Source organism: Micromonospora arida (assembly GCF_042873195.1).
GTDB lineage: Bacteria > Actinomycetota > Actinomycetes > Mycobacteriales > Micromonosporaceae > Micromonospora > Micromonospora arida.
Genome location: NZ_JBIALC010000002.1, coordinates 889,623 through 911,152, shown reverse-complemented (window position 1 = coordinate 911,152; position 21,530 = coordinate 889,623). Strand labels below are relative to the sequence as shown.

Below are 21,530 nucleotides of genomic sequence, written 5' to 3'. Positions count from 1 at the left end.
CGGCATCGCGACGAATCCGCCGGGCCGGTTTAATGCACCGCTAAGACGCCGTCATCAGGTGTGGGAGAGGGCGAAGGCGGTCAGGAAGCCGGCGACCGTGATCAGACCGACCAGTAGGTGCGCGTTCTCGAACGCCTCCGGGACCATGGTGTCAGTGATCATGGCGAGGATCGCCCCGGCGGCCAACGCGGTGATGGCGGCCAGCAGCTCCGGCGGCGCGCCACCCAGCAGCGTGTTGCCGACCAGCGCGGCGATGCCACTGATCAGCGCGATCCCGGTCCAGAGCAGGAACACGTACCGTCGGCTGCGGCCGGCCTGGCGCATGCCGGCGGCGCTGGACAGCCCTTCCGGAACGTTGCTGAGGAACACCGCCGCCACCGTGACCAGGCTGACCGTGCCGCCGCCGAGCAGGCTGGCGCCGATCACGACCGATTCCGGTACGCCGTCGAGCAGCGCGCCGACGGCGAGCGCCGAGCCGGAACCGGGCTGCTCGCTCTCGGAGGGTTGCTGATCGCCGGACCGCTTCCGGTGCCGGGCGCCGTGCCGGGCGAGAGCCAGATTGGCCACTGTGTAGACCACCGCACCGACGGCAGCGCCGAGAGCGGTGGGCAGCAACCCGCCCTGCGCGTGCGCCTCGGCGATCAGCTCGAACGACACGGCGGAGAGCAGCACCCCAGCGCCGAACGCCATGATCGACGCGATGACGCGCTGCGGCACCCGGGCGAACCAGCCGACCGCCGCCCCGACCAGCAGAGCCGACCCGGCCAGCAACCCCCATCCACCCGCCTGTAACCACTCCGGCATTCGCGGGACCGTACCCACGGTCGCCGAGGCGACAAACCCGATTGCGAGGAGGGCTCAGAAGTCGGCGAAGAGGTACGGCACCCGGCGGGGGAAGAGGCCGCGCAGCTCCGTGGCGGCGTCCACCGGCACCTCACCCAGACCGCGTAGCGGCAGCTCGGCCGGGTCCAGCACCCCGTACGCGAGGGCGGAGAGCCCGGCGGCGGTGAGCGTGGCCGTCGGCGCGCGGCCGGTGGTGTCGTCGACCAGTTCCAGCGCCCCGGTCGTGCCGTCGAGCAGGTGGGTGCCGGCCAACCAGCGGTCCCCGGTCAGCTCGATCCGCACCCGGCCCGGGCCGGCGGGCAGCCCGCTCAACGCGTCCAGCGACAGCAGCCGGGCCATCGGTGCGGACGAACCCGGCACGGCCGTACGGGCCTCGACGTGCACGTCCAGGTCGGTCAGCCACAGCTCGGGCAACTCGTCCGGCGGAACCTGAACGGTGATCCGCTCGATCTGGTCGACGTGCCGGGCGAAGAACTGCAACAGCAACGTCCGGGCGAGCGGGTCGACGCACAGCATCTCGTTGCCGTGCAGCGTGCCGCCGTGCCCGTCGATCCGGTACGTCACCGCGCCGGTGACGTTCCCGCCCACCCGGGCGGTGACCAGCCAGTACTCGTCCCGGTCGCGCATCCCGACCGCCCGGTAGTCCGGGAAGATCGAGAAGCCGTGCCGTTCCTGGAGGTTGCGCTCGGTGAACGCCCGCCACACCGGATAGCCGGCCGCGATGCGCTCCCAGCTCACCTCGCCGGGCAGGTCCACACGGAGCAGCGAGCCCAGGTTGGCCGGGGTGAAGGTGACCCGGCGCGGCTTGGGCAGCCCGATGTAGCCGAACCGGGCGTAGAAGCTGGGCCGGAACGGATAGAGCGCGCTGAGCGGGTGGCCCTCGTCGCGCATCTCGTCGAGGAGCTGGTGCAGCAACGTCCGGACGTGCCCCTGCCGGCGGGCCAGCGGATGGGTCGCCACCCCGGCGACACCGGCCATCGGCAGCACCACCCCACGCAGGTTCTGTCGCATCGGGATGGCCGAGACGGCGGCCAACGTGGTGCCGTCCTCCTCGGCGATCAGCGTCCGGTTGCCCTGGTTGTAGGGCAGGTAGTCGCGGAACTCCGCAGTCCGGGCAGCGCTGAGCGGCGAGGACTCGAAGGCGTACGCGGCCAGCGGGAAGCTGGTGGTGAGACGGTCGTCGTCGGTCACCCGGCGGATGGTCATTCGCCCATCTCAACCTGCCGCGCGGGTCGCAGCAACCGGATTGGCCCGATCCGCGGCGGTGCGGCGGTCAGCCGACCGGCAGGTGCCGCAGGTGGCGACGGCGGCGCAGGCGGACGCTGGCCACCGCGGCCACGCCCAGGGCCAGCAGGGCGGTGACGACGAGCCCGTGCAGCAGGCCACGGGAAAGGTAGCCCTGGTCGGTGTTGTCGACCGTCCAGGTGGCGATCTCCCGACTCGACCAGAACGGCGTCAACCTCGCCCCGGACCCGGCCGGGTCGATCAGCATCTGCACGGTCACCACTGTGAGCAGCAGCAGCGTGCCCTCCAACTCGCGGGGCAGCAGCGCACCGATCAGCATCCCGAACGGCGCCGCCACCGCGACGGAACAGAGCAGCGCAGCCGCCAGGCCGCCGTACCGCAGGTCCGCGCCGTCGATCATCGGGAGCAGGAAGAAGGGTACGGAGATGACCAGTCCCACCGTCCACAGGCCGAGCATCCGACCGAGATAGAGATGGTGTGGGCGGTAGCCGGCCAGCCGCAGCCTCGGCTCCAACTCGCGGGCCGCGGTCGTGGCGAACAGCGCGGCGGTGCTCACCGCCCAGCCCACGCCGAGCAGCAGCGAGCGAACCGACTGCCCGAGGTAGGCGTCCCGCCGGATCAGGTAGAAGGTCAACGGCATCAACAACAACAGCAGGAGTACGCCCCGACGCCGCAGCAGCTCCCGCAGGGTCATCTCGGCGACGGTGACGAGCCGGTTCACGGGCGGCCTCCCTGGATGCCGGGCGCGTGCCACCCGGTCTCGTGTGCCGGGGTCAGGTCGAGCACGATGTCCACCCGGTCGAGTTGGTTGAGCAGGTGGGTCACCACGACGATGGCCGTGCCGGCGTCGCGCAACCTGCTGAGCTGGTCCCAGAAGTTGACGTACGTGCCCTGGTCGAAGCCCTGGTACGGCTCGTCGAGCAGCAGCACGTCGGGGGCGCTGAGCGTGGACATGGTCAGGTTGAGCTTCTGTCGGGTGCCGCCGGACAGGTGGCGGGCCTGCACGTCGCCGCCCGCTTCCCAGCCGAGCTGACGGGCCGCCGCCCGACCGGCGCGGCGGGCCGGGCCCCGGGCCACACCCTGACCGGCGCCGATCAGCACGAAGTGTTCGTCGGCGAGCAGGAAGTCGGCGGTGCCGCCGGACTGCGGGCAGTAGCCGAGCCGACCGGAGACGGTCACCTCACCGGCGTCCGGTGACATGAGTCCGGCGCAGATCCGGAGGAAGGTGCTCTTGCCGCAGCCGTTCGCGCCGACGACGGCGGCGATCTGTCCGGCCCGGACGGTCAGCGTGGCGCCGCGTAGCACGGTTCGTCGCCCGTACCTCTTGGTGATGCCCGCAGCGTGCAGCCGGACCGGCCCGGGGCGCGGTCCGGGCGCGGTGCCGATGCTCTCCACGACAGCGCCCGCGTACTGCTGGGGTGGGCCGAAGACGACCCAGGGGTCGCCGCCGCCCTCGCGTAGGTGTGTGGCGGCCTCGGCGACCACGTGCCGTGCGGCGTCCGCCGCGACCCGGCGCTGGTGCAGCTCGGCTGTGAGCGTGCGCAGCCAATCGTCGGCGTTCACCGGGTGACCCCCTTCGTGACGATGTCGTTCACCGGCTGGACGAAGGTGAGCCAGGCGCTGCCGCCGGCGCGGAGCGCGGCGTGCCCGTCGTCGGTGAGCCGGTAGTACTTGCGGGCCGGCCCGGCGCTGCCCTCCCGCCACTGCGCGGTCACCAGGCCGGTCTTCTGTAGGCGCAGCAGCACGGGATAGAGCGTGCCGCCCTGGATCGGCCCGACGCCCGCCGCGTCGAGCGCCTGGGCGAGCTGGTAGCCGTAGGACTCGCCTTTGGACAGCAGGGCCAGGACGCAGATGTCGAGCACCCCCCGCAGCCACTGCCCGCGCCGGTCGGAATCCACGCGTCGGACAGTAGCGGCGCAAGCTAGATGGCACAACCACCTACTGGGGCAGCGGAACCCGAACCAGTCGGTTCGGGTGAGCCGCCGAGTGAGCCGTACGGGTCAGCGGGCGACGACGTCGGAGACCACGACTGTGACGTTGTCCGGTGCGCCGGCGTGGTGAGCCAGCTTCACCAACTGCTCACCGCACTGCTGACGTTCGGCGTACATGCCCAGGGCCGCGGCGATGGCCTCGTCCTCGACGTAGTCGGAGAGCCCGTCGCTGCACAGCAGCAGCCGGTCACCGGGGACCACTGTGAGCACCCCGACCGCGGGTGGGGTGTCGGCACCCTGCACGGCCCGGGTCACCAGGGACCGCTGCGGGTGGTGGCGGGCCTGCTCGGGAGAGAGGGTGCCCTGATCGACGAGCGCCTGCACGAACGTGTCGTCCCGGGTGAGCTGGGTCAGCTCCCCCTCGCGCAGCAGGTAGCAGCGGGAGTCGCCCACCTGGGCCAGCACCAGTGTCTCCCCGGCCAGCAGCGCCGCGGTGAGCGTCGTACCCATGCCGTCCCGGCTCGGGTCGACGGTGATGGCGGCGTGGATGCGCTGGTTGGCGGTGCTGACCACGGCACGCAGCGCGTCGGCGGCGCCGTCGGGGTCGGTGGGCGGAGCCAGCTCGTCCAGGATCCGGATCACGATCTCGCTCGCCACCTCGCCCGCAGGCAGCCCACCCATGCCGTCGGCGACGGCGATCAGGCGGTCACCGGCGAGGGCGGAGTCCTCGTTGTTGGTGCGCACCAAGCCGATGTCGTTGAGGATGACCGAGCGGAGGATCAGCGTCATGGGGACAAGCTTGCCAAGAACAACCCGCATTCGTCTCTACGCCTCCTACCTAGGTCGAGAAATGATTGCGATTTTCGTCGACGGGACGACGGTCCGTGACCGTTCGGCGGGGTCTCAGCGGCGCGGATAGCGCAGTAGCAGGCTCGCGGCGACCTCCTCGTCACCCACCGCCGCGTAGGTGTGTGGCACGTCCGACACCCAGCGGAGGTGACCGCCGGCCGGAGCGGTCAGCGGTGCGTCGGCCGGCCCGGCGCGCAGCACCCCGGCGAAGACTGTGACGTGCTCGGTGACCCCCGGCGCGTGGGCGGGGGAGAGCTGGACGACGCCGGGCGCGACCCGCATCCGGTACAGCTCGTAGGTCGCGTCGGTCTCGGTGAAGACCTCCAGCAGGGTGGCGGTGACCGCTGTGCCGTGCACGGTGGGCTCGGCCGTCGGTTCGGCCAGCAGGGCGGTGAACGGTACGCCGAGCTGCGCGGTGACCGCCCAGAGCGTCTCCAGGGTCGGGTTGCGGGTGCCGTGCTCCAGGCCGGAGAGGGTGGCCTTTCCGACACCGGCGAGCCGGGCGAGTGTGGACAGCGAGAGCCCTCGTTCCTCGCGTAGCGCGCGGACCCGGCGGCCGACGACGGCGGGGTCCACGTCGAGGCCCGGGCGGGCTGGTGGTGGGTGCGGCACCCGGCTATCGTGCTACACGCTTCCGTTCCGTAAACGGAACAGTCGGGAGGGTGGGATGGCCGGACGCGTGCAACCGGTGCTGGCGGGGGTGGTGACCGCGCTGGTCGGCTTCGCCAGCTCGTTCACCGTCGTGCTGGCCGGGCTCCGAGCGGCGGGCGCGTCGGACGCGCAGGCCGCCTCCGGCCTGCTCGCTCTCTGCGTGGCGAGTGGGTTCGTCGCCGTCTGGCTGGGCTGGCGGTACCGGATCCCGATGAGCGCGGCCTGGTCCACTCCGGGCGCGGCGCTGCTGGTGGCGACCGGGTCCCCGCCGGGCGGTTGGCCGGTGGCGGTGGGCGCCTTCCTCGTCTCCGGTGTGCTGATCGTCGCGGCCGGGTTGTTCCCGCCGCTCGGCCGTGCGGTGGCCGCCATCCCCAAGCCGGTGGCCGGCGCGATGCTCGCCGGAGTGCTGCTGCCGCTCTGCACCGCCCCGGTCCGCGCGCTTGTCGAGCTGCCGGTGGTGGCCGGATCGGTGGTGGTCGGTTGGCTGCTGCTGCACCGGTTCGCCCGACGGTGGGCGGTGCCCGGTGCGCTGGTGGTGGCCGTGGCGGCGATCGCACTGACCGCACCGCCGACCGGCCTGACCGGTGCCGCGCTGATCCCGTCGGTCACGCTGACCGCGCCGGCCTGGAACGCGTCCGCACTGGTCGGGTTGGCCCTGCCGTTGTTCCTGGTCACCATGGCCGCGCAGAACGTACCCGGCATGGCGGTGCTGGTCGGCTACGGCTACCGGCCGCCGTTCGGCGCCGCGCTGCGGACCACCGGCCTGGCCAGTCTGCTCGCCGCCCCGGCCGGCGGGCACGCGGTGAACCTCGCGGCGATCACCGCCGCGCTGGCCGCCGGCCCCGACGCGCACCCCGACCCGGAGCGCCGATGGATCGCCTCGGTCACCGCGGGCGCTGGGCTGGCCGTGCTCGGCCTGGGCGCCGGCGTGGCCACCACGCTGGTGGCGGTCGCCCCACCGATCCTCATCGAGGCGGTCGCCGGGCTGGCGCTACTGGGCGCCCTCGCCACCGCGCTCGCCTCGGCGGTGACCGACCCGGCGACCCGCGAGGCCGCCGTGGTCACCTTCGTGGTGACCGCGTCCGGGGTGACGCTGATCGGCGTGGGCGGCGCGTTCTGGGGCCTGGTCGCGGGCTGCCTGATGCTGCTGCTCTTCCACCGCCGCCAACCCGCCGCACCGGATCAGCCCGCCGCGCCGGATCAGCCTGCCGCACCGGACCAACCCGCCTCCGCCGCGCAGGGAAGATCGACTCGGGTTTCATGAAGTCGGGTCGTCCCGAGGCTCTGGACGCCCCGATTTCCGTGAACCCGAGTCGATCAGGGCGGTTGGGTCACTCCTCGGGCGGCAGGTCGGCCACCCCGACGGCCAGGAGGACCCGGCCGTCGGCCACCGACCCGATCCGGTCGGCCGGTACGTAGACCGCGCCGGTGCGGGTCAGGTCGGTGGAGACCTTCAGATAGCCGCTGTGCAGCAGTCGCGCCGCCAGGTCGGCCGGGACGTCCGGCTCCTCGACCGCGGTCGCCTCGATCAGCTCGTCCAGGCTGCTGCCCGGGTCGGCTGTCGGTGTCTGGACGGTCACCGCGTTCGGGTCGCCCCGCTGGACGAGGTCCACGGTGCCGACCTCGGTGCCAGCTGAGTCGATCACCGGCATCCCGGTGGTGATCCGCGAGATGGTTGCCTGCTGCTCGTCCTGCTGGTCCATCCCGCTGCGGTTCCCAGGGCGACGCGCCGCTAAACGCCGCGGCTCATCCACCCCACCCGTCCGCTGCCGGCCCGCCTGCCCGTCCTTCCCACCCGCCGCTGGCGGCAGCCGCGGCCTCGGTGTGGTCGCACACCTCGTCCCAGAGCAGCGGCTCGGAGGTGGCCGTTCCGGACGCTATGGGCTCGGAGGTGGCCGGTCCGGAGGCGGTGGGCTCGGAGGCGATGGGATCGGAGGTGGCCGGTCCGGAGGCGGTGGGCCGGGGGAGGCGATGGGCTCGGAGGCTGCGGGCCGGGGAGACAATGGGCTCGGAGGCGATGGGCTCGGGAGCGTGATGACTGTGAATCATATTTATGCCTCACAGTCATCACTGCCGAAAGAAATACCGCCTCCACGGCCCGCGCAAGGTGGCAGCGGCGGGCGGCCACGCCAGTTGCACGCAGCAGGCGGCGCCCGGCACGCAGCGCCCGGCGCCCTCGCCCGTCACGGTGTTCCGCGCACTCAGGTGTTCGGGAGGGTCCAGCCGCCGGGCGGGCGGGGGGACAGCTCCCGCCAGGTGTCCGGGCCGTCGAGCAGAGCCCGGACGGTGTCCTCGGCCTCGTCCGCACTGCCGTACTCGTAGAAACGGGAAATGCCCTCGGCGCCGCCGGCCCGCTGCTCGACGTGCCACCGGTCGGCGTCCACCCGCAGGAAGACGTCCCGCCGGGCGAGCCGCCCCCACTTCCCGTTCCACCAGTGCTTTCGCTGCTCCATGGCGGGACTCTATCGAACACACGTACGAGAAGGTGCGACCCCTGCGGGAATCCCGCAGGGGCCGATGTGCATCCGTTCGGGTCAGCGCTGCGTCGGCGGCTCCGGGCGGCGGCCCAGCACGTCGTCGAGCGCACCGCGCTGCTGGCCGGGGGTGGTGTGGCCGGCGGAGACCAGGGCGTCCCGGATCTCGGTGAGCAGCTTGACCTCCTCGCTCGGCGCCGAGGGCGGCGGCTCCTCGCCCCGCTTGCGCCGCTCGGCCAGCCGGTTCATCGGGTAGACGACCAGGAAGTAGAGCGCCGCCGCGGTGAGCAGGAAGGTGATCACCGCGTTGACGAAGGCGATCCAGTCGAACGGGATGCCACGGAACTCGGGCGCCGTGCCGGCCAGACCCTTGTCGCTGCCCGTGATGACCAGCACGATGACCCGGATCAGTGGTTCGAGGAACGACTTGGTGAGCTGGGTGACCACGCCCGTGAACGCGGCGCCGATGACGACACCGACCGCCAGGTCGACGACGTTGCCGCGCATGATGAAGTCTTTGAAGCCCTTGAGCATTCGTACTCCCGAGGTGTCCGCTTTTCTGTCGGGCACAACCTATGCCCGTTCGGCGGGTTCCAGAAAAGCGCCGGCTTCGAGCGCCGCCCGGCCGGGATCGCCGGCCCGGATCGCCTCGACCAGCCGGGTGTGGTCGACGTAGCGCTCGGGGGTGAGCGCCCCGCCCATGGCCTGGGCGACAGTGCTGCGCAGGGCGGTGCCCACCGAGGCGTACAGCTCGGCGAGCATGGCGTTGTGTGCGGCGGCGACCACCGCGGTGTGCAGTGCCGCGTCGGCCTCGACGAACGCGTCGACCTGGCCGCCGTGCCAGGCGGCCTCGCGCTGCGCGAGCGCGCCGTCGAGCGCCGCCAGGTCCTCCGGGGTACGCCTCAATGCGGCGAGCCGGGCGGCCTCCACCTCGAAGGCGCGGCGTACCTCGATGACCTCGGTCATCCGGTCGTCGCCGAGTCGGCGGGCGACCACCGGTGCCAGTTCGTCGGTCGACACCACGTAGGTGCCGGAGCCCTGCCGGCACTCCAACACCCCGGCGTGTACCAGGGCGCGGACCGCCTCGCGGACCGTGTTGCGCCCGACGCCCAGCGCGGCGACCAGTTGTGGCTCGGTGGGGATGCGCCCGCCGACGGGCCATTCGCCGCCGAGGATCCGGGCGCGGAGTTGCTCGGTGGTCTGCCGGACCCGGTGGCCGCGGGGCGGCACTGCGGGCTGGCCGAGGGGCGGTGCCGGCGGCGCGGAGGGGAATTCAACCGACGGTGGCACTGGTTACATCACCGGTCCCAAATTCATCCCATGATTGTAGGTTAAGGGTCATGACCCCGCCACCAACCGCCGCTCCGGCGCTGCCCGCCCCCGTCGCCGTCGACCCTCGCCCGACGCGGGACCCCGGCACCGGCCGGCGGACGCACCCGGCGACCGGCGGCGCGCTGGTGCTGGTCGGGATGCTGCTGGTCGCGCTCAACCTGCGCGCCGTGGTGACGAGCCTCGGCGCGCTGCTCGACGAGGTCCGCGACGGACTGGGCCTCTCCGGTGTCACCGCCGGTCTGGTGACCACCCTGCCGACCATCGCGTTCGCCGGCCTCGGCGCGCTCACCCCGTGGCTGGTCCGCCGGGTGGCACCGGCCCGGGTGCTGGTGGTTGCCATGTTCGCCCTCGCCGTCGGCCAGGTGCTCCGGGTCGTCACCGACTCGGCCTTGATCTTCGTGCTCACCAGCGCGCTGGCGCTGTCCGGCATCGCGGTCGCCAACATCCTGCTGCCGATGCTCGTCAAGCAGCACTTCCCGCACCGCACCGGCCTGGTCACCGGGGCGTACACGATGGCGTTGACAGTGGGCACGACGGTGGCCGCCGCCTCCGCGGTGCCGATCTCGCACGCCTTCGGGTCGTGGCGGGCCGGGCTCGGCGTCTGGGCCGCGATGGCCGCGGTGGCCGTACTCCCGTGGGTGCCGCTGGCACTGCGGGCCCGCGCCGCGGCGCGGCGGGCGACCCCGACGGCGGTCGCCGCCACGCCGACGCGGGTCCGGCCGGCGCGGACCCGGCTCGGCTGGGCGATGGCCGTCTACTTCGGGGCGCAGTCGCTCAGCGGGTACGCGATCATGGGCTGGCTGGCCCAGCTGTTCCGCGACGCCGGTTACCAGCCGGAGTCGGCCGGGCTGCTGCTCGCCGGGGTGACCGCGCTCGGCGTGCCGATCGCGCTGCTGATGCCCACCCTGGCCGGTCGGCTGGGCACCCTGCGGCCGCTGGTGCTCGGGCTGACCACCGCGTCGGCGCTGGCCTACCTGGGGTTGGCGCTCGCACCGCACGGTGCCGCGCTGCTCTGGGTCGCCCTGCTGGCGATCGGTCAGGGCGCGTTCCCGATGATCCTGACCGCCATCGGCCTACGCGCCCGCACCGCCGAGGGCACCGTCGCGCTCTCCGCGTTCGCGCAGAGCACCGGGTACGTGATCGCCGCCCTCGGCCCGCTGATGGTCGGGATCCTCTACGAGGCCACCGGCGGCTGGACCGCGCCGATCGGGTTCCTGCTGGGTGCCCTTGCCGTGCAGACGACGGCGGGCATGGCGATCGCTCGTCCCCGTTACGTCGAGGACGAGTGACGCACGCGGACGGTCAGGAGGAAGCCGGCGTCGGTTCGCCGGCGACTGCCTCATCCACCGTCGGGTAGGTGTGCAGCACCTCGACCAGCCCGCTCACCTCAAGGATGCGCAGCACGCCGCGCTGTGGGGCGGCCAGCCGGACCACGCCGCCAGCCTCGTCGCAGCTGTTCTTGGCGCGGACGAAGACCGACAGGCCGGTCGAGTCGCAGAACGAGACGTCCGCCAGGTCGAACACCAGCCGGTTGCGGCCCTTGTCGAGCAGGTCGGTGATCTGGTCCTGTAGCTGCGGTGCGGTGGCCATGTCCAGCTCGCCCGCGACCGCCACGACGACCACGTCGCCGCGTTGTTCCGTGTGCACCGTCAACGACATTCGCCAGACCTCCTGTTATCGGGGGAACGGTATCCCACGACCACGGTCGCAGGTAGAACGGGAGCCAGGATCCGGTGGCCATCGTCATTCCGTTGCTACGGGGCAAGTAGTTGATCAGGACCCGGTGATAGAGTCCGCCCGGTCCAGGTCAAGGGGGTTCGAAATGGCGTTGAGCACCGAAGAAAGTGGTCGGCTCGCCGCGCTGCTCAGCGGGCAGGACGAACGGGTCACGACTCGGTGGACCGAGATCGTCACCAGTTCGTTGCGGGGCCGGCTGAGCCAGGCAGAGCTGAGGCGACAGGTCCAGGATCTGCACCACGCCATCGTCACCACCGGCGAGCAGGGCACCATCGACCTGTCCGCCGACAGCGCCGCCGAACTGCGCGCCGCGCTCTCCGAGCTGTCCCGTGGCCGAGCCCGGCAGGGCTTCTCCGCCACCGAGACCACGATCAGCGTCTTCGCGCTGAAGGACGTGCTGGCCGAGCTGATCCAGGAGGCCGGCGGCCCGGACGCGCTGCAGGACTACGTCGCCTTCTCGAAGTTGATCGACGAGATGGGCCTGTTCACGTTCGAGAGCTTCGTCCGCACCCGGGAGAGCCTGATCGCCGACCAGGCCGAGCAGCTGCTCGAGCTCTCCACGCCGGTGGTCAAGCTCTGGGAGGGCGTCGTCGCCGTGCCGCTGGTCGGCACCCTGGACTCGGCCCGGGCCCAGGTGGTCATGGAGCGCCTGCTGCAGACCCTGGTCGACACCGGCTCGCCGTACGCGATCATCGACATCACCGGCGTACCGGCGGTGGACACCCAGGTCGCCCAGCACATCCTGAAGACCGTGGTGGCCGCCCGGCTGATGGGCGCCGACTGCATCATCTCCGGCATCCGTCCGCAGATCGCGCAGACCATCGTGGCGCTCGGCATCGAGTTCGGCGACATCGCCACCAAGGCGAGCCTCGCCGACGCGCTGCGCCACGTGCTGCGGCTCAACGGGGTGGAGACCGCCCGCCGCCAGCCGCGCCGGGGCTTCTGATGGAACGTGTACCGATCCTCAAGATCGGCGACATCCTGCTCGTCTCCATCCAGCTCGACATGTCCGACCAGACGGCGGTCCAGCTCCAGGAGGACCTCGCCGAGCGGATCGTGGACACCGGCTGCCACGGCGTCATCATCGACATCACCGCGCTGGACATCGTCGACTCCTTCGTCGGGCGGATGCTCTCCACCATCGCGTCGATCTCCAAGGTGCTGGACGCGGAAACGGTGGTGGTCGGGATGCGTCCGGCCGTCGCCATCACCCTTGTCGAACTCGGGCTGTCGCTGAACGGGATCCGTACCGCGCTGAACGTGGAGCGCGGCATGGAGTTGATCGCGGCGGCCCACGCCGACGAGCTCGACCACCAGCTCGACGACGATCCGGACGCCGAGACGGCCACGCCATGACCGCGGGCATCGACCTGGGCCAGCCACAGGCGCAGTCGGTCCGGAGCGATGAGGACGTGGTGCGCGTCCGGCAGTTGGTCCGCGCCGTGGCGGTGGCCAGCAAGCTGTCCCTCGTCGACCAGACCAAGGTGGTCACCGCGGCGAGCGAGTTGGCCCGCAACACCCTGGTGTACGGCGGCGGTGGTTCGGTCGAGGTGACGGTCGTGGACAACGGCCGACGCAAGGGCGTGCAGATCGTGTTCGCCGACTCCGGGCCGGGCATCGCCGACCTCGACCTGGCCATGACCGACGGCTACACCAGCGGCGGCGGCCTCGGCCTCGGCCTCAGTGGGTCACGACGCCTGGTCGACGAGTTCCAGATCGAGACGTCAGCGGGCACCGGCACGCGGATCACGGTCACCAAGTGGTCCAGGTGAGCACCGACGCGGTCACCGACAGCGGCATCTGGTTCCGGGTCGAGGCCAGCAGCGCGGCGAGCGCCGTCCGGCGGGCCGCCGAACGCCTCGGCGCACAGGTGGAGATGGGTCAGGCGCGCATCGCCGACCTGGCCATCGTCGCCGCCGAGCTGACCAGCAACCTGGTCAAGCACGCCGACGAGGGTGTCCTGCTGCTCCGGCCGGTACGCCGGGCCGGGCAGGCCGGTGTGGAGCTGGTGGCGATCGACTCCGGGCCCGGCATGGTCGACCTGACCGTCTCGTCCCGGGATGGGCACTCCACCACCGGCACGCTCGGCATCGGTCTGGGTGCCATAGTCCGGCAGGCCAGTTGGTTCGACGGATACTCGCTGCCCGGTCGGGGCACCGTCCTCGCCGTGCAGGTCTGGCCGGCGGAGCCGGCGCGGCCGTCCTGGGCGGGTGCGCTCACCCGACCGCTGACCGGCGAGACGGTCAGCGGTGACGGGTACGCCGTCCGGGTCGCCGACGGGCGGCACCAGGTGTTGGTGAGCGACGGGTTGGGGCACGGCCCGCTGGCCGGGGCCGCCACCGACGCGGCGCTGGCCGCGTTCCGCAATGCCCCGGCCGGCCCACCGGCGACGGTGGTCGGTCACCTGCACCGGAGCATGTCGCACACCCGTGGTGCCGCACTCGCGGTCGCCGAGTTGGTGCCGACGGCCGGCGTGCTGCACTACGCCGGCCTGGGCAACATCTCCGGCGTGGTCGTCGAGGGTGACGGCCACCGTCGAGGGCTGGTGTCGCTGCCCGGCATCGCCGGGCACCAACGGCCAACCATCCGGGAGTACGACTACCCGTTCGGTCCCGGCGCCCGGCTGGTGATGCACAGCGACGGGGTGTCCGACCGGTGGCGGATGAACGACTATCCGGGCCTGGCGGAACGATCCCCGCTGGTCATGGCGGCGACCCTGCTCCGCGACGCCGGTGTGCGACGTGACGACGCCTGCGTACTGGTCGCGAGGTCGTGGGCATGATCGGGGAGCCGGCCGCGCTGCCGCTGCTCCAGATGGCACTGCGGGTCGAGCAGGACATCTTCGTGATCCGTCAGCGCGGGCGCGAGGTGGCCGCTGTGGTCGGCCTCGAACACCAGGACCAGGTGAGGATCGCGACCGCGCTCAGCGAGGTCGCCCGGGACCTGTTGCGGACGACCGGGGGAGCGGACGTCTCCTTCCACGTCGACGCGGGTGCCGACGGCCGGTTCCACCTGCGCGCCGACCTGGCCCCGGTGTCCCCGCTGCCCGACGATCGCTACCAACCGCAGTCCGGCGCGGTGTCCCGACTGGTCGACACACTGAGCGTGTCGACCGTCGAGGGGGTTACGGTCGTACGGATGTCCCGACGAGTCCCGGCCAACGCGCCGGCGCCGACCCCGGAGCGGCTCGCCGAGTTCCGCACCGAACTCGGCCGCACCGCGCCGGCCAGTGCGCTGGACGAGTTGACAGTGCAGAACGGGCAGCTCATCGGCGCACTCGACGAGGTGCGCAGTCAGCGCGACGAGCTGGCCGTGCTGAACGAGGAGCTGGCCGAGACCAACCGCGGCGTGCTGGCGCTCTACAACCAGCTCACCGAGGAGTTGGAGGAGACCAACCGCGGCGTCGTCGCCCTCTACGCCGAGTTGGACGAGAAGTCGGCCCAGCTCCGTGCGGCGAGCGAGTCGAAGAGCCGGTTCCTGGCCAACGTGAGCCACGAGCTGCGCGCCCCGGTCACCGCGATCATCGGTCTGGGGCGGCTGCTCACCGACTCCGCCTCCGACCCGCTCACCGAGGAGCAGGGCCGCCAGGTCGATCTGATCCGCTCCTCGGCGACGGACCTGCTCAACCTGGTCAACGAACTCCTCGACCTGGCCAAGGCGGAGTCCGGCCGGATCGAGCCGGAGCTGGCCGAGGTCGACCTGCGGCCGGTCTTCGGTCAACTGCGCGGCACCCTGCGTGCGGTGGCCACCCGCCCGGAGGTGGAGCTGGTCGTGGAGGAGCCCACCGGGCCGGCCCTGCTGCGCACCGACGAGGTGCTGCTCGGCCAGGTGCTGCGCAACCTGCTGCACAACGGGTTGAAGTTCACCGAGCGCGGCGAGGTGCGGCTGCGGGCCAGCCAGAACGGCGACCGTTGGCAGTTCGAGGTCAGCGACACCGGGCCGGGCATCGCTCCCGAGCTGCACGACCGGATCTTCGAGGAGTTCTACCAGATTCCCGGTGCCACCCGGGTCGGCGGCACCGGCCTCGGTCTGCCGTACGCCCGGCGGTTGGTGACGCTGCTCGGCGGGACACTGGGGCTGACCAGCGCGCCGGGTGAAGGCAGCACATTCACCGTCTCCCTGCCCACCGGCGGGGCGTGACGGCGTGGACGCCATACCGACAACCATCCTGGTGGTCGACGACAGTCGTACCAAGCGTTACCTGCTGGTCAGCTGGCTGACCCGGGCCGGGTTCACAGTGCTGGAGGCCGAGAACGGCGCCGAGGCGTTGGCTCGGGTCGAGGTGGACCGGATCGATCTGGTGGTCCTCGACGTCCGGCTGCCCGACATGAGCGGCTACGAGGTCTGCGAACAGATCAAGATGCGGCACCCGGCGATGCCGGTGATCCACGTGTCGGCGCACGCAGTGGACGTGGCCGACCGCGCGCAGGGGCTGACCCGGGGCGCTGACGCCTACCTGACCGAGCCGATCGAGCCCGAGGAGCTGATCGCCACCACCCGGGCGGTGCTGCGCTACTACCAGGCCCGGCAGCGTGCCGAACTGCTCGCCGAGCGGCTGCTCGGGTTGGCCGACACGACAGTCGCGGTGCACGCCGCGCCGACCTTCGCGCGCCTGCTGGAAGCCGCCGCAGAGGGCGCCGCCCAGATCTTCAGGAGCCCGGCGGCGGTGATCGCCGAAACCTTCGACGGTGACTGCCTCGCGGGCGTCTGCGCCGGTCCCGGCACGGCGGCCGCCGTGCGGCCGTGGGTCGTCGACGACACCGGGGTGCCCACCGGCGCCACGGTGCGGGTGCAGGCCCCGGAGAGCTGGGCGCTCGTCGACTGGCCGGCGGACGACACTGTGACGGTCGCCGCCGCCCGGCTGCGCGAGGACCGGGCCCCGCTGTACGTGGTGGTTCCGACCGCCACCCAGACCGCGCAGACCCCGGTGCTCAAGCAACTGGCCCAGGCGGTGGCGGCGGCCGTGGAGGGGCAGCGCTCCTTCGACGAGGAGCACCGGATCGCGGTCACCCTCCAACGCAGCCTGCTCCCGCGAGGGCTGCCCACCGTGGCCGGCCTGGACCTCGCGGTGCGCTACGAGCCGGCCAGCGCGCAGACCGAGGTGGGCGGGGACTTCTACGAGCTGGTGATGCTCGACGGGCACCTGCTGCTCGCGATCGGGGACGTCGCCGGCCACTCGCTGCACGCGGCGACCGTGATGGCCGAGCTGCGGCACGCGGTGCGGGCGTACGCGGTCGAGGGCCACCAGCCCGGCGAGATCCTGCACCGGGTCAACGAGCTGATGCGGACCCTGCTGCCGAACGAGGTGGCGACGCTCTGCGTGCTGCTCATGCACCCGCCGACCGGACACGTCCGGTTGGCCAGTGCCGGGCACCTTCCGCCACTGATGATCATGGACGGCAAGGTCGAGTTCGTGCAGCACTCCGCGCCGCTGCTCGGCGTCCGCGCCCCGCGCCCGGCCGACCTGGAGTTCGTGGTGCCGGCCGGGGCCACGCTGGTCTTCTACACCGACGGGCTGATCGAGCGACGGGACGCCACCATCGATGAGGGACTGACCGCGCTGGCCGGGGTCGCCGCGACGGTCGACGGTGACCTGGACCAGTTCTGCGCCCGACTGCTGGTGGAGCTGGCCCCACCGGAGATCCAGGACGACGTCGCCGTGGTCGTCCTGCGGCGTCGCTGATCTGTCAGCTCTCCTCAGCTCACCGAGCGGGCGTACGCGGCGGGGGACACCCCGGCCACGGCGGTGAAGTCACGGACCAGGTGGGCCTGGTCGCTGTAGCCGAGGTCGGCGGCGAGGTCAGCCCAGCTCAGCGGGCCACCGGCGGCCTGTTCGACCGCCTCCTGGAGCCGGTAGCGGCGGATCACCCACTTCGGCCCGACCCCCACGTACTCAAGGAACAGCCGCTGCAACCGGCGGACCGGAACGTCGTGCCGCGCGGCGAAGTCGTCGACGCGCAGCACCGTCCGGTCGGTACGGATCGTCTCGGCCAGTCGGACGGCCTCCTCGGCCATCGGGTCTGGCTCCGGTTGCCAGGCGGTGAGGAGGGTGTCCAGCGCACGGCAGCGCTCGTCGTCGCTGGCCGCAGAGGTGGGTGCTCCCGGGAACGTGCCCGCGCCCACCGGGACGTCCGGGTGGATCAGCCGGCCGGCGGGCAGCGGCACCCTACGGCCGGTCAGCTCACTGACCGCGCGCCGCCAGAACGGGTGGAAGCCGCCGGGGCGGAACTGCACCCCGGACACCCGGCCGGTGCCGTTGAGCGTGATCCGGAACAGGTCGCGGCCCACCCCGGCCACCTCGCCGGACTCGGGCCCGTCGTCGTCCCGCCGGAACACCACGTTCACCGCCGGGTGCGGCACGACCCGCTGCTCGAACGGCGCGCTCAACACCCAGTCGATCAACCAGTAGTGCTCTACCCACTGGCGCAGCGACTCCGCCGGCAGGTGGCGACGGAAGCGCATCTCGCGCAGCAGGCGCCCGGGGTCGAGAATTCCCCGGCTGTCGCCACGCGGTCGCTGTCGCATTTGTTCAAGACCACCCTCATACGCTGGCCGTATGTCCACTCAGACTAGCGAGCTGCTGGCGGCCGCCGCGCCGCGAACCGTCGATGTCGTACGGGGTATCTCCGACGACCAACTGGACCTGCCCACGCCGTGCCAGGACTACCTGGTCCGTGATCTGCTCAATCACCTCTTCCAGGTGGTGGTCAACTTTCAGGACCTGGCCGAGAAGCGACAGGTGGAGTGGGCCGAGAAGCCCGACCACCTGGGCGACGGCTGGCGGGACCGCTTCGAGGCGGAGACCGGCCGGTTGGTCGCCGCCTGGTCGGATCCGTCCACTCTGGAGGGCGTGTCGCCGGGCATGGGCATGCCGCAGTCCGTCATCGGCGGCATGGCCCTGCTGGACCTGACCGTGCACGGTTGGGATCTCGCGGTCGCCACCGGCCAGCCGTACCACCCGGCCCCGGAGGCGGTGGCCGAGCTGCACGCGCTGGTGGAGCAGTTGGGTCCCACCGCCCGCAAGATGGGCGTCTTCGCCGACCCGCTACCCACCCCCACCCCCACCCCCGACCTGGCCCCCGACCTGGCCCACCTCCTGACCCAGACCGGCCGCACCCCCACCTGGCCCCAAACCCCCTAACCCCACCCCACCCCCTGCCCCCCACCCCCTGCCCCCCCACCCCCTGCCCCCGCCCGACCTCGGTGATCAAGAAGTTTGCGTCAAGTTTCGGCGCGCTGGTGACGCAAACTTCTTGATCAACCAGCCGGGTGGGGTGGGGGGCAGGGGGTGCGGGTGGGGCGGGGTTGTTGACTTGGGTATTCGCTGGGTGAATAGTGGGCGGGGTGTCCACGCCGCATGTTCTGCTCGGGTTGCTCGCTGGGGGCAGCCGGCACGGGTATGAGCTGAAGCGTGCGCACGACGAGCGGCTGCCGCGGGCTCGACCGCTGGCCTTCGGGCAGGTCTATGCCACTCTCGGCCGCCTCGAACGGGACGGGCTGGTGGCTGCCGCCGGGCAGGACCGGGTGGGTGGGCCAGATCGCACCGCGTACGCGCTGACCGACCAGGGGCGGGTCACGCTGGACCAGTGGTTGTCCACTGTGGAAGCACCCATGCCGTACGTGGCCAGCACGCTCTTCGCCAAGGTCGTGGTGGCGCTGCTGGTCGCCGACGTCGACCGGGCCCGGTCGTACCTGATCGCCCAGCGGGCCGCGCACACCGCACGGCTGCGTGAGCTGACCACGGTCAAGGGCGACCCGGCCGCCACCCTCAGCGACGTGGTCGCGGCCGATTTCGCGATCGCCCACCTCGACGCGGATCTGCGGTGGCTGCACGCCACCCTGGGCCGGGTCGCCGACTGGCACCGGGAGGTGCATCCGTGACGCAACTCCAGGCTCGCGGCGTGGTTCGGGCGTACGGCCCGACGCCCGCGCTGCGCGGCGTGACGCTCGACCTGGCCGAGGGCGAGATCGTCGCCGTCACCGGGCCGAGTGGCTGCGGCAAGTCGACCCTGCTGCACTGCCTGGCCGGGATCCTCCGGCCGGACGCCGGCGAGGTCACCTGGCGCGGGCACCGCATCGACACCTGGTCGGAGGCGGCCCGGTCCCGGCTGCGGCGTACCGAGTTCGGGGTGCTGTTCCAGTTCGGTCAGCTGGTGGCCGAGCTGACCGCCGCCGAGAACGTCGCCCTGCCCCTGCTCCTCGCCGGCACGGGGCGGCGAGAGGCACGGACGGCGGCGCTCACCTGGCTGGAACGGTTCGGGGTGGCCGAGGTGGCCGACGTCCGGCCGGGTGAGATGTCCGGGGGCCAGCAGCAACGCTGCGCCACGGCGCGGGCGCTGGTGACCGAGCCTCGGGTGCTCTTCGCCGACGAGCCGACCGGCGCACTGGACACGCTCACCGGCGAGCAGGTCCTCACCCAGTTGGTCCGGCTCGCCCGCGAGCAGCGCACCGCGGTCGTGCTGGTCACCCATGAGCCGCGGATCGCCGCGTACGCAGATCGGGAGATCGTGCTGCGTGACGGTCTGGTGGACCACACCGGCCTGGGGCTCGACGTGCCGCTGGCCGGCGGCGCCCGGTGAGACCGACGACGCTGCTCCGCCTCGCGCTCGCCGGCACCCGCACCGACACCGCCCGGGTGGTGCTCACCGCGCTCAGCGCCCTGCTGGCGACCCTGGCCGGGCTCGCGGCGCTCACCGTGTTGGCCATCCCCACCCCAGCGGCGACGGATGAGAACCAGAACAGGTGGTCGGAGCAGTATCACAACGCGCTCTTGGCGCAGCCCGGGTTGCGCGGCGGCACGGCGTTCGCGCTGCTGATGCTGATGGTCCCGGTGCTGGCGCTGGCCGGTCAGTGCGCCCGGCTCGGCGCGCCGGCCCGGGACCGCCGGTTGGCCGCGCTCCGGCTGGCCGGTGCCACGCCCGGGCAGGTCACCCGGCTGGTGGTGCTGGAGACCGGCGTGGCCGCTCTGCTGGGCACGCTCGTCGGGCTGGGTGTCTACCTGGTTGGCCGCGACCTGCTGCACCGACCGGACGCGCAAGGTCAACTGGCCCTGCCCACCGATGTGCTGCCGTCGACCGGCGCGCTGGCCGGCGTGGTGTTCGGTCTGCCGGTCGTGGCGGCGCTGGCCACCGCCCTGATGCTGCGTACGGTCACCACCAGCCCGCTCGGGGTGAGTCGTAAGGCCGCCCGCGAGCGTGGTCCGGGTCCTTGGGCGGGGCTCCTGATCGGGTTCGGCGTGGTCTCGTTTGCGCTGATCCGCCCGGTGGTCTACCGGTTCGCCGACGACGACGAGTTGATGGCCTGGCTGGTGCCGGTGTTGTTCGCGGTGGGCGCGCTCGCGGCGATGATCGGGGTGGTGATCGGCACCGGCTGGTTGTCGTACCACTGCGGGCGGTTGTTGCGTCGGCACGCCCGCGGTCCGGCTGCCCTGCTCGCGGCGGGCCGGCTGATGGCCGACCCGTGGGCGGGTAGCCGCACCTTCGCGGCGCTGCTCGCCGCCCTGATCTTCGGCGGGGGCGCGGCCGCCCAGCGGGCCTACTTCGGGACCAAGGACCAGCTTGAGCGGGAGCAGAGCCGGTTCGCCGGACTGGATGGCGGCACCAACCCGTTCTATCTGTCCACGATGGATTATGTCGATGGCGCGATCGCCGTGGCCATCCTGATCGCGACGGGCGGGCTGATCGTCGCGCTGGTCGAGGGGATCGTCGCCCGTCGACGCGCCTACGCCGCGTTGGTCGCCACCGGGGTGCCCCGCGCCACGCTGAGCCGTTCGGTGGCCTGGCAGGCGTTGGCGCCGGCCGTGCCGGCGATCCTGCTCGCGCTCACCGTGGGCACGTTGCTCGGCCGAGGTCTCGTCGCGGAGGTGTCGGCGGGCGGCGGGTCGGCGACGATCTGCGAGGCCACGGCAGCGCTCTGTGAGGACCCTGCCACCAGCGCACAGTACAACCGGATCGTGTACTACCCCGAGGTGCAGCGAGCCGTTCCCGTACCTCTGGAGCACCTCGCGTGGCTCGGTGCCGGCGCCCTGGCCGCGGTGCTGGTGACGGTCGGTGTCGGCCTGCTCTTCCTGCGCGCCAGCACAGCCCTGGACGAGCTACGGACGACCTGATCCGAAACTGCCCCGCCGGCTGGCCTGACCCACGAGGCCGGGTCAGGCGGCGAGCAGGCCGGAGGAGAGTGCGATCAGGGTGCCGACCACGGCCGAACAACAGCAGACCAGCAGGCCGGCGACCACCGCGAGGATCAGCCAGACCCGGCGGTCCCGTGCCACCGCCGCCACGCTCGGTCGGCGGACCTCCTCGGCGGCGTCGCCGTCACCATCCGTAGCCCCGGTCACCCCGGAAGTCTAGGCCGTGACATCCGCCGCAACCCCGAAAGGCCAGGCCGCGCATACGCGACCCGGCCATGATCGCGCCCGATCACGGGTGGTCTCCTCGAGCCGCCGAGGGGACCACTCCCACCACCGGGC

Annotated in this window: 26 protein-coding genes; 12 read left to right on the top strand and 14 right to left on the bottom strand. The window is 72.2% G+C overall.

The window, feature by feature from the left end:
* Positions 1 to 54: 54 nt before the first annotated feature.
* The 7 genes from ACFYP0_RS10935 to ACFYP0_RS10905 form a co-directional block, all read right to left on the bottom strand.
* A complete protein-coding gene (locus tag ACFYP0_RS10935) occupies positions 55 to 804 on the bottom strand; it encodes a ZIP family metal transporter (RefSeq protein WP_355495957.1) in 750 nt (249 codons plus the stop codon).
* Positions 805 to 858: 54 nt separating this feature from the next.
* Positions 859 to 2,049: a GNAT family N-acetyltransferase gene (locus ACFYP0_RS10930; protein ID WP_386995447.1), complete on the bottom strand. Its 1,191-nt coding sequence runs from the start codon at positions 2,047 to 2,049 to the stop codon at positions 859 to 861.
* A gap of 67 nt (positions 2,050 to 2,116) precedes the next feature.
* On the bottom strand, positions 2,117 to 2,809 hold the full coding sequence (locus ACFYP0_RS10925) for a hypothetical protein (protein WP_112637984.1): 693 nt from the start codon (positions 2,807 to 2,809) through the stop codon (positions 2,117 to 2,119).
* Entirely contained in the window at positions 2,806 to 3,651 is an 846-nt protein-coding gene (locus ACFYP0_RS10920) for an ATP-binding cassette domain-containing protein (protein ID WP_355495964.1), read from the bottom strand. The genes ACFYP0_RS10925 and ACFYP0_RS10920 overlap by 4 nt, the downstream gene beginning before the upstream one ends.
* Positions 3,648 to 3,986: a PadR family transcriptional regulator gene (locus tag ACFYP0_RS10915; protein ID WP_112677569.1), complete on the bottom strand. Its 339-nt coding sequence runs from the start codon at positions 3,984 to 3,986 to the stop codon at positions 3,648 to 3,650. The genes ACFYP0_RS10920 and ACFYP0_RS10915 overlap by 4 nt, the downstream gene beginning before the upstream one ends.
* Before the next feature lie 102 nt (positions 3,987 to 4,088).
* Positions 4,089 to 4,808: a PP2C family protein-serine/threonine phosphatase gene (locus tag ACFYP0_RS10910; protein WP_355495966.1), complete on the bottom strand. Its 720-nt coding sequence runs from the start codon at positions 4,806 to 4,808 to the stop codon at positions 4,089 to 4,091.
* A gap of 114 nt (positions 4,809 to 4,922) precedes the next feature.
* The gene (locus ACFYP0_RS10905; protein WP_244218837.1) at positions 4,923 to 5,480 is read right to left on the bottom strand and encodes an XRE family transcriptional regulator; all 558 of its coding nucleotides are present in this window, start codon (positions 5,478 to 5,480) and stop codon (positions 4,923 to 4,925) included.
* Positions 5,481 to 5,535: 55 nt separating this feature from the next.
* On the opposite strand from ACFYP0_RS10905, the gene ACFYP0_RS10900 reads away from it, so the two are divergent.
* Positions 5,536 to 6,783 (top strand): benzoate/H(+) symporter BenE family transporter, encoded by a 1,248-nt coding sequence (locus ACFYP0_RS10900; protein ID WP_355495969.1) that lies wholly within the window; start codon positions 5,536 to 5,538, stop codon positions 6,781 to 6,783.
* A gap of 67 nt (positions 6,784 to 6,850) precedes the next feature.
* Here ACFYP0_RS10900 and ACFYP0_RS10895 read toward each other — a convergent pair whose 3' ends face one another.
* The 4 genes from ACFYP0_RS10895 to ACFYP0_RS10880 form a co-directional block, all read right to left on the bottom strand.
* On the bottom strand, positions 6,851 to 7,222 hold the full coding sequence (locus tag ACFYP0_RS10895; RefSeq protein WP_091395802.1) for a hypothetical protein: 372 nt from the start codon (positions 7,220 to 7,222) through the stop codon (positions 6,851 to 6,853).
* A gap of 498 nt (positions 7,223 to 7,720) precedes the next feature.
* Positions 7,721 to 7,972, bottom strand: a complete 252-nt coding sequence (locus ACFYP0_RS10890) for a hypothetical protein (RefSeq protein WP_030332357.1) — start codon at positions 7,970 to 7,972, stop codon at positions 7,721 to 7,723.
* Positions 7,973 to 8,053: 81 nt separating this feature from the next.
* Positions 8,054 to 8,527 (bottom strand): large conductance mechanosensitive channel protein MscL, encoded by a 474-nt coding sequence (gene mscL, locus ACFYP0_RS10885; RefSeq protein WP_112624633.1) that lies wholly within the window; start codon positions 8,525 to 8,527, stop codon positions 8,054 to 8,056.
* 39 nt (positions 8,528 to 8,566) lie between these two features.
* A complete protein-coding gene (locus ACFYP0_RS10880) occupies positions 8,567 to 9,283 on the bottom strand; it encodes a FadR/GntR family transcriptional regulator (RefSeq protein WP_386995443.1) in 717 nt (238 codons plus the stop codon).
* Positions 9,284 to 9,333: 50 nt separating this feature from the next.
* Between ACFYP0_RS10880 and ACFYP0_RS10875 the strand changes: the two genes are divergently transcribed.
* Positions 9,334 to 10,614 (top strand): MFS transporter, encoded by a 1,281-nt coding sequence (locus tag ACFYP0_RS10875; RefSeq protein ID WP_386995441.1) that lies wholly within the window; start codon positions 9,334 to 9,336, stop codon positions 10,612 to 10,614.
* A 13-nt stretch (positions 10,615 to 10,627) separates the two neighbouring features.
* Here the strand turns inward: ACFYP0_RS10875 and ACFYP0_RS10870 are convergent, their stop codons facing one another.
* Entirely contained in the window at positions 10,628 to 10,984 is a 357-nt protein-coding gene (locus ACFYP0_RS10870) for an STAS domain-containing protein (RefSeq protein WP_030332365.1), read from the bottom strand.
* A 163-nt stretch (positions 10,985 to 11,147) separates the two neighbouring features.
* Between ACFYP0_RS10870 and ACFYP0_RS10865 the strand changes: the two genes are divergently transcribed.
* Genes ACFYP0_RS10865 through ACFYP0_RS10840 form a run of 6 tightly spaced genes read left to right on the top strand, consistent with a single transcriptional unit; the run spans position 11,148 to position 16,745 of the window.
* A complete protein-coding gene (locus ACFYP0_RS10865; RefSeq protein WP_386995437.1) occupies positions 11,148 to 12,008 on the top strand; it encodes an STAS domain-containing protein in 861 nt (286 codons plus the stop codon).
* On the top strand, positions 12,008 to 12,418 hold the full coding sequence (locus tag ACFYP0_RS10860; protein WP_334508955.1) for an STAS domain-containing protein: 411 nt from the start codon (positions 12,008 to 12,010) through the stop codon (positions 12,416 to 12,418). Before ACFYP0_RS10865 ends, ACFYP0_RS10860 begins: the two co-directional genes overlap by 1 nt.
* Positions 12,415 to 12,834 carry an anti-sigma regulatory factor gene (locus ACFYP0_RS10855; RefSeq protein WP_386995435.1) on the top strand — a complete coding sequence of 140 codons (420 nt, stop codon included), beginning with the start codon at positions 12,415 to 12,417 and terminating at the stop codon, positions 12,832 to 12,834. Before ACFYP0_RS10860 ends, ACFYP0_RS10855 begins: the two co-directional genes overlap by 4 nt.
* Positions 12,831 to 13,844, top strand: a complete 1,014-nt coding sequence (locus tag ACFYP0_RS10850) for a SpoIIE family protein phosphatase (RefSeq protein WP_386995434.1) — start codon at positions 12,831 to 12,833, stop codon at positions 13,842 to 13,844. Before ACFYP0_RS10855 ends, ACFYP0_RS10850 begins: the two co-directional genes overlap by 4 nt.
* Complete coding sequence (locus ACFYP0_RS10845; protein WP_355495980.1) at positions 13,841 to 15,202, top strand: sensor histidine kinase; 1,362 nt, start codon at positions 13,841 to 13,843, stop codon at positions 15,200 to 15,202. The genes ACFYP0_RS10850 and ACFYP0_RS10845 overlap by 4 nt, the downstream gene beginning before the upstream one ends.
* 4 nt (positions 15,203 to 15,206) lie before the next feature.
* The gene (locus ACFYP0_RS10840; RefSeq protein WP_386995431.1) at positions 15,207 to 16,745 is read left to right on the top strand and encodes a SpoIIE family protein phosphatase; all 1,539 of its coding nucleotides are present in this window, start codon (positions 15,207 to 15,209) and stop codon (positions 16,743 to 16,745) included.
* 14 nt (positions 16,746 to 16,759) lie between these two features.
* Here the strand turns inward: ACFYP0_RS10840 and ACFYP0_RS10835 are convergent, their stop codons facing one another.
* A complete protein-coding gene (locus ACFYP0_RS10835) occupies positions 16,760 to 17,587 on the bottom strand; it encodes a DUF6597 domain-containing transcriptional factor (protein WP_386995429.1) in 828 nt (275 codons plus the stop codon).
* A 31-nt stretch (positions 17,588 to 17,618) separates the two neighbouring features.
* On the opposite strand from ACFYP0_RS10835, the gene ACFYP0_RS10830 reads away from it, so the two are divergent.
* The 4 genes from ACFYP0_RS10830 to ACFYP0_RS10815 all read left to right on the top strand — a co-directional run bounded on the left by ACFYP0_RS10830 (position 17,619) and on the right by ACFYP0_RS10815 (position 21,170).
* Complete coding sequence (locus tag ACFYP0_RS10830) at positions 17,619 to 18,203, top strand: TIGR03086 family metal-binding protein (RefSeq protein WP_386995426.1); 585 nt, start codon at positions 17,619 to 17,621, stop codon at positions 18,201 to 18,203.
* Positions 18,204 to 18,406: 203 nt separating this feature from the next.
* Positions 18,407 to 18,943: a PadR family transcriptional regulator gene (locus ACFYP0_RS10825; protein WP_091397436.1), complete on the top strand. Its 537-nt coding sequence runs from the start codon at positions 18,407 to 18,409 to the stop codon at positions 18,941 to 18,943.
* Positions 18,940 to 19,641 (top strand): ABC transporter ATP-binding protein, encoded by a 702-nt coding sequence (locus ACFYP0_RS10820; protein ID WP_355004789.1) that lies wholly within the window; start codon positions 18,940 to 18,942, stop codon positions 19,639 to 19,641. Before ACFYP0_RS10825 ends, ACFYP0_RS10820 begins: the two co-directional genes overlap by 4 nt.
* On the top strand, positions 19,638 to 21,170 hold the full coding sequence (locus ACFYP0_RS10815) for an ABC transporter permease (protein WP_356975794.1): 1,533 nt from the start codon (positions 19,638 to 19,640) through the stop codon (positions 21,168 to 21,170). The genes ACFYP0_RS10820 and ACFYP0_RS10815 overlap by 4 nt, the downstream gene beginning before the upstream one ends.
* 42 nt (positions 21,171 to 21,212) lie before the next feature.
* Here ACFYP0_RS10815 and ACFYP0_RS10810 read toward each other — a convergent pair whose 3' ends face one another.
* The gene (locus ACFYP0_RS10810; protein ID WP_112677581.1) at positions 21,213 to 21,398 is read right to left on the bottom strand and encodes a hypothetical protein; all 186 of its coding nucleotides are present in this window, start codon (positions 21,396 to 21,398) and stop codon (positions 21,213 to 21,215) included.
* Between the last annotated feature and the right edge of the window lie 132 nt (positions 21,399 to 21,530).

Coding starts and splice junctions, on each gene's coding strand:
- ACFYP0_RS10855 (WP_386995435.1), top strand. CDS start 12,415: ATGACCGCGGGCATCGACCTGGGCCAGCCACAGGCGCAGTCGGTCCGG.
- ACFYP0_RS10890 (WP_030332357.1), bottom strand. CDS start 7,972: ATGGAGCAGCGAAAGCACTGGTGGAACGGGAAGTGGGGGCGGCTCGCC.
- ACFYP0_RS10930 (WP_386995447.1), bottom strand. CDS start 2,049: ATGACCATCCGCCGGGTGACCGACGACGACCGTCTCACCACCAGCTTC.
- ACFYP0_RS10900 (WP_355495969.1), top strand. CDS start 5,536: ATGGCCGGACGCGTGCAACCGGTGCTGGCGGGGGTGGTGACCGCGCTG.
- ACFYP0_RS10910 (WP_355495966.1), bottom strand. CDS start 4,808: ATGACGCTGATCCTCCGCTCGGTCATCCTCAACGACATCGGCTTGGTG.
- ACFYP0_RS10870 (WP_030332365.1), bottom strand. CDS start 10,984: ATGTCGTTGACGGTGCACACGGAACAACGCGGCGACGTGGTCGTCGTG.
- mscL (WP_112624633.1), bottom strand. CDS start 8,527: ATGCTCAAGGGCTTCAAAGACTTCATCATGCGCGGCAACGTCGTCGAC.
- ACFYP0_RS10935 (WP_355495957.1), bottom strand. CDS start 804: ATGCCGGAGTGGTTACAGGCGGGTGGATGGGGGTTGCTGGCCGGGTCG.
- ACFYP0_RS10865 (WP_386995437.1), top strand. CDS start 11,148: ATGGCGTTGAGCACCGAAGAAAGTGGTCGGCTCGCCGCGCTGCTCAGC.
- ACFYP0_RS10860 (WP_334508955.1), top strand. CDS start 12,008: ATGGAACGTGTACCGATCCTCAAGATCGGCGACATCCTGCTCGTCTCC.
- ACFYP0_RS10895 (WP_091395802.1), bottom strand. CDS start 7,222: ATGGACCAGCAGGACGAGCAGCAGGCAACCATCTCGCGGATCACCACC.
- ACFYP0_RS10875 (WP_386995441.1), top strand. CDS start 9,334: ATGACCCCGCCACCAACCGCCGCTCCGGCGCTGCCCGCCCCCGTCGCC.
- ACFYP0_RS10830 (WP_386995426.1), top strand. CDS start 17,619: ATGTCCACTCAGACTAGCGAGCTGCTGGCGGCCGCCGCGCCGCGAACC.
- ACFYP0_RS10845 (WP_355495980.1), top strand. CDS start 13,841: ATGATCGGGGAGCCGGCCGCGCTGCCGCTGCTCCAGATGGCACTGCGG.
- ACFYP0_RS10835 (WP_386995429.1), bottom strand. CDS start 17,587: ATGCGACAGCGACCGCGTGGCGACAGCCGGGGAATTCTCGACCCCGGG.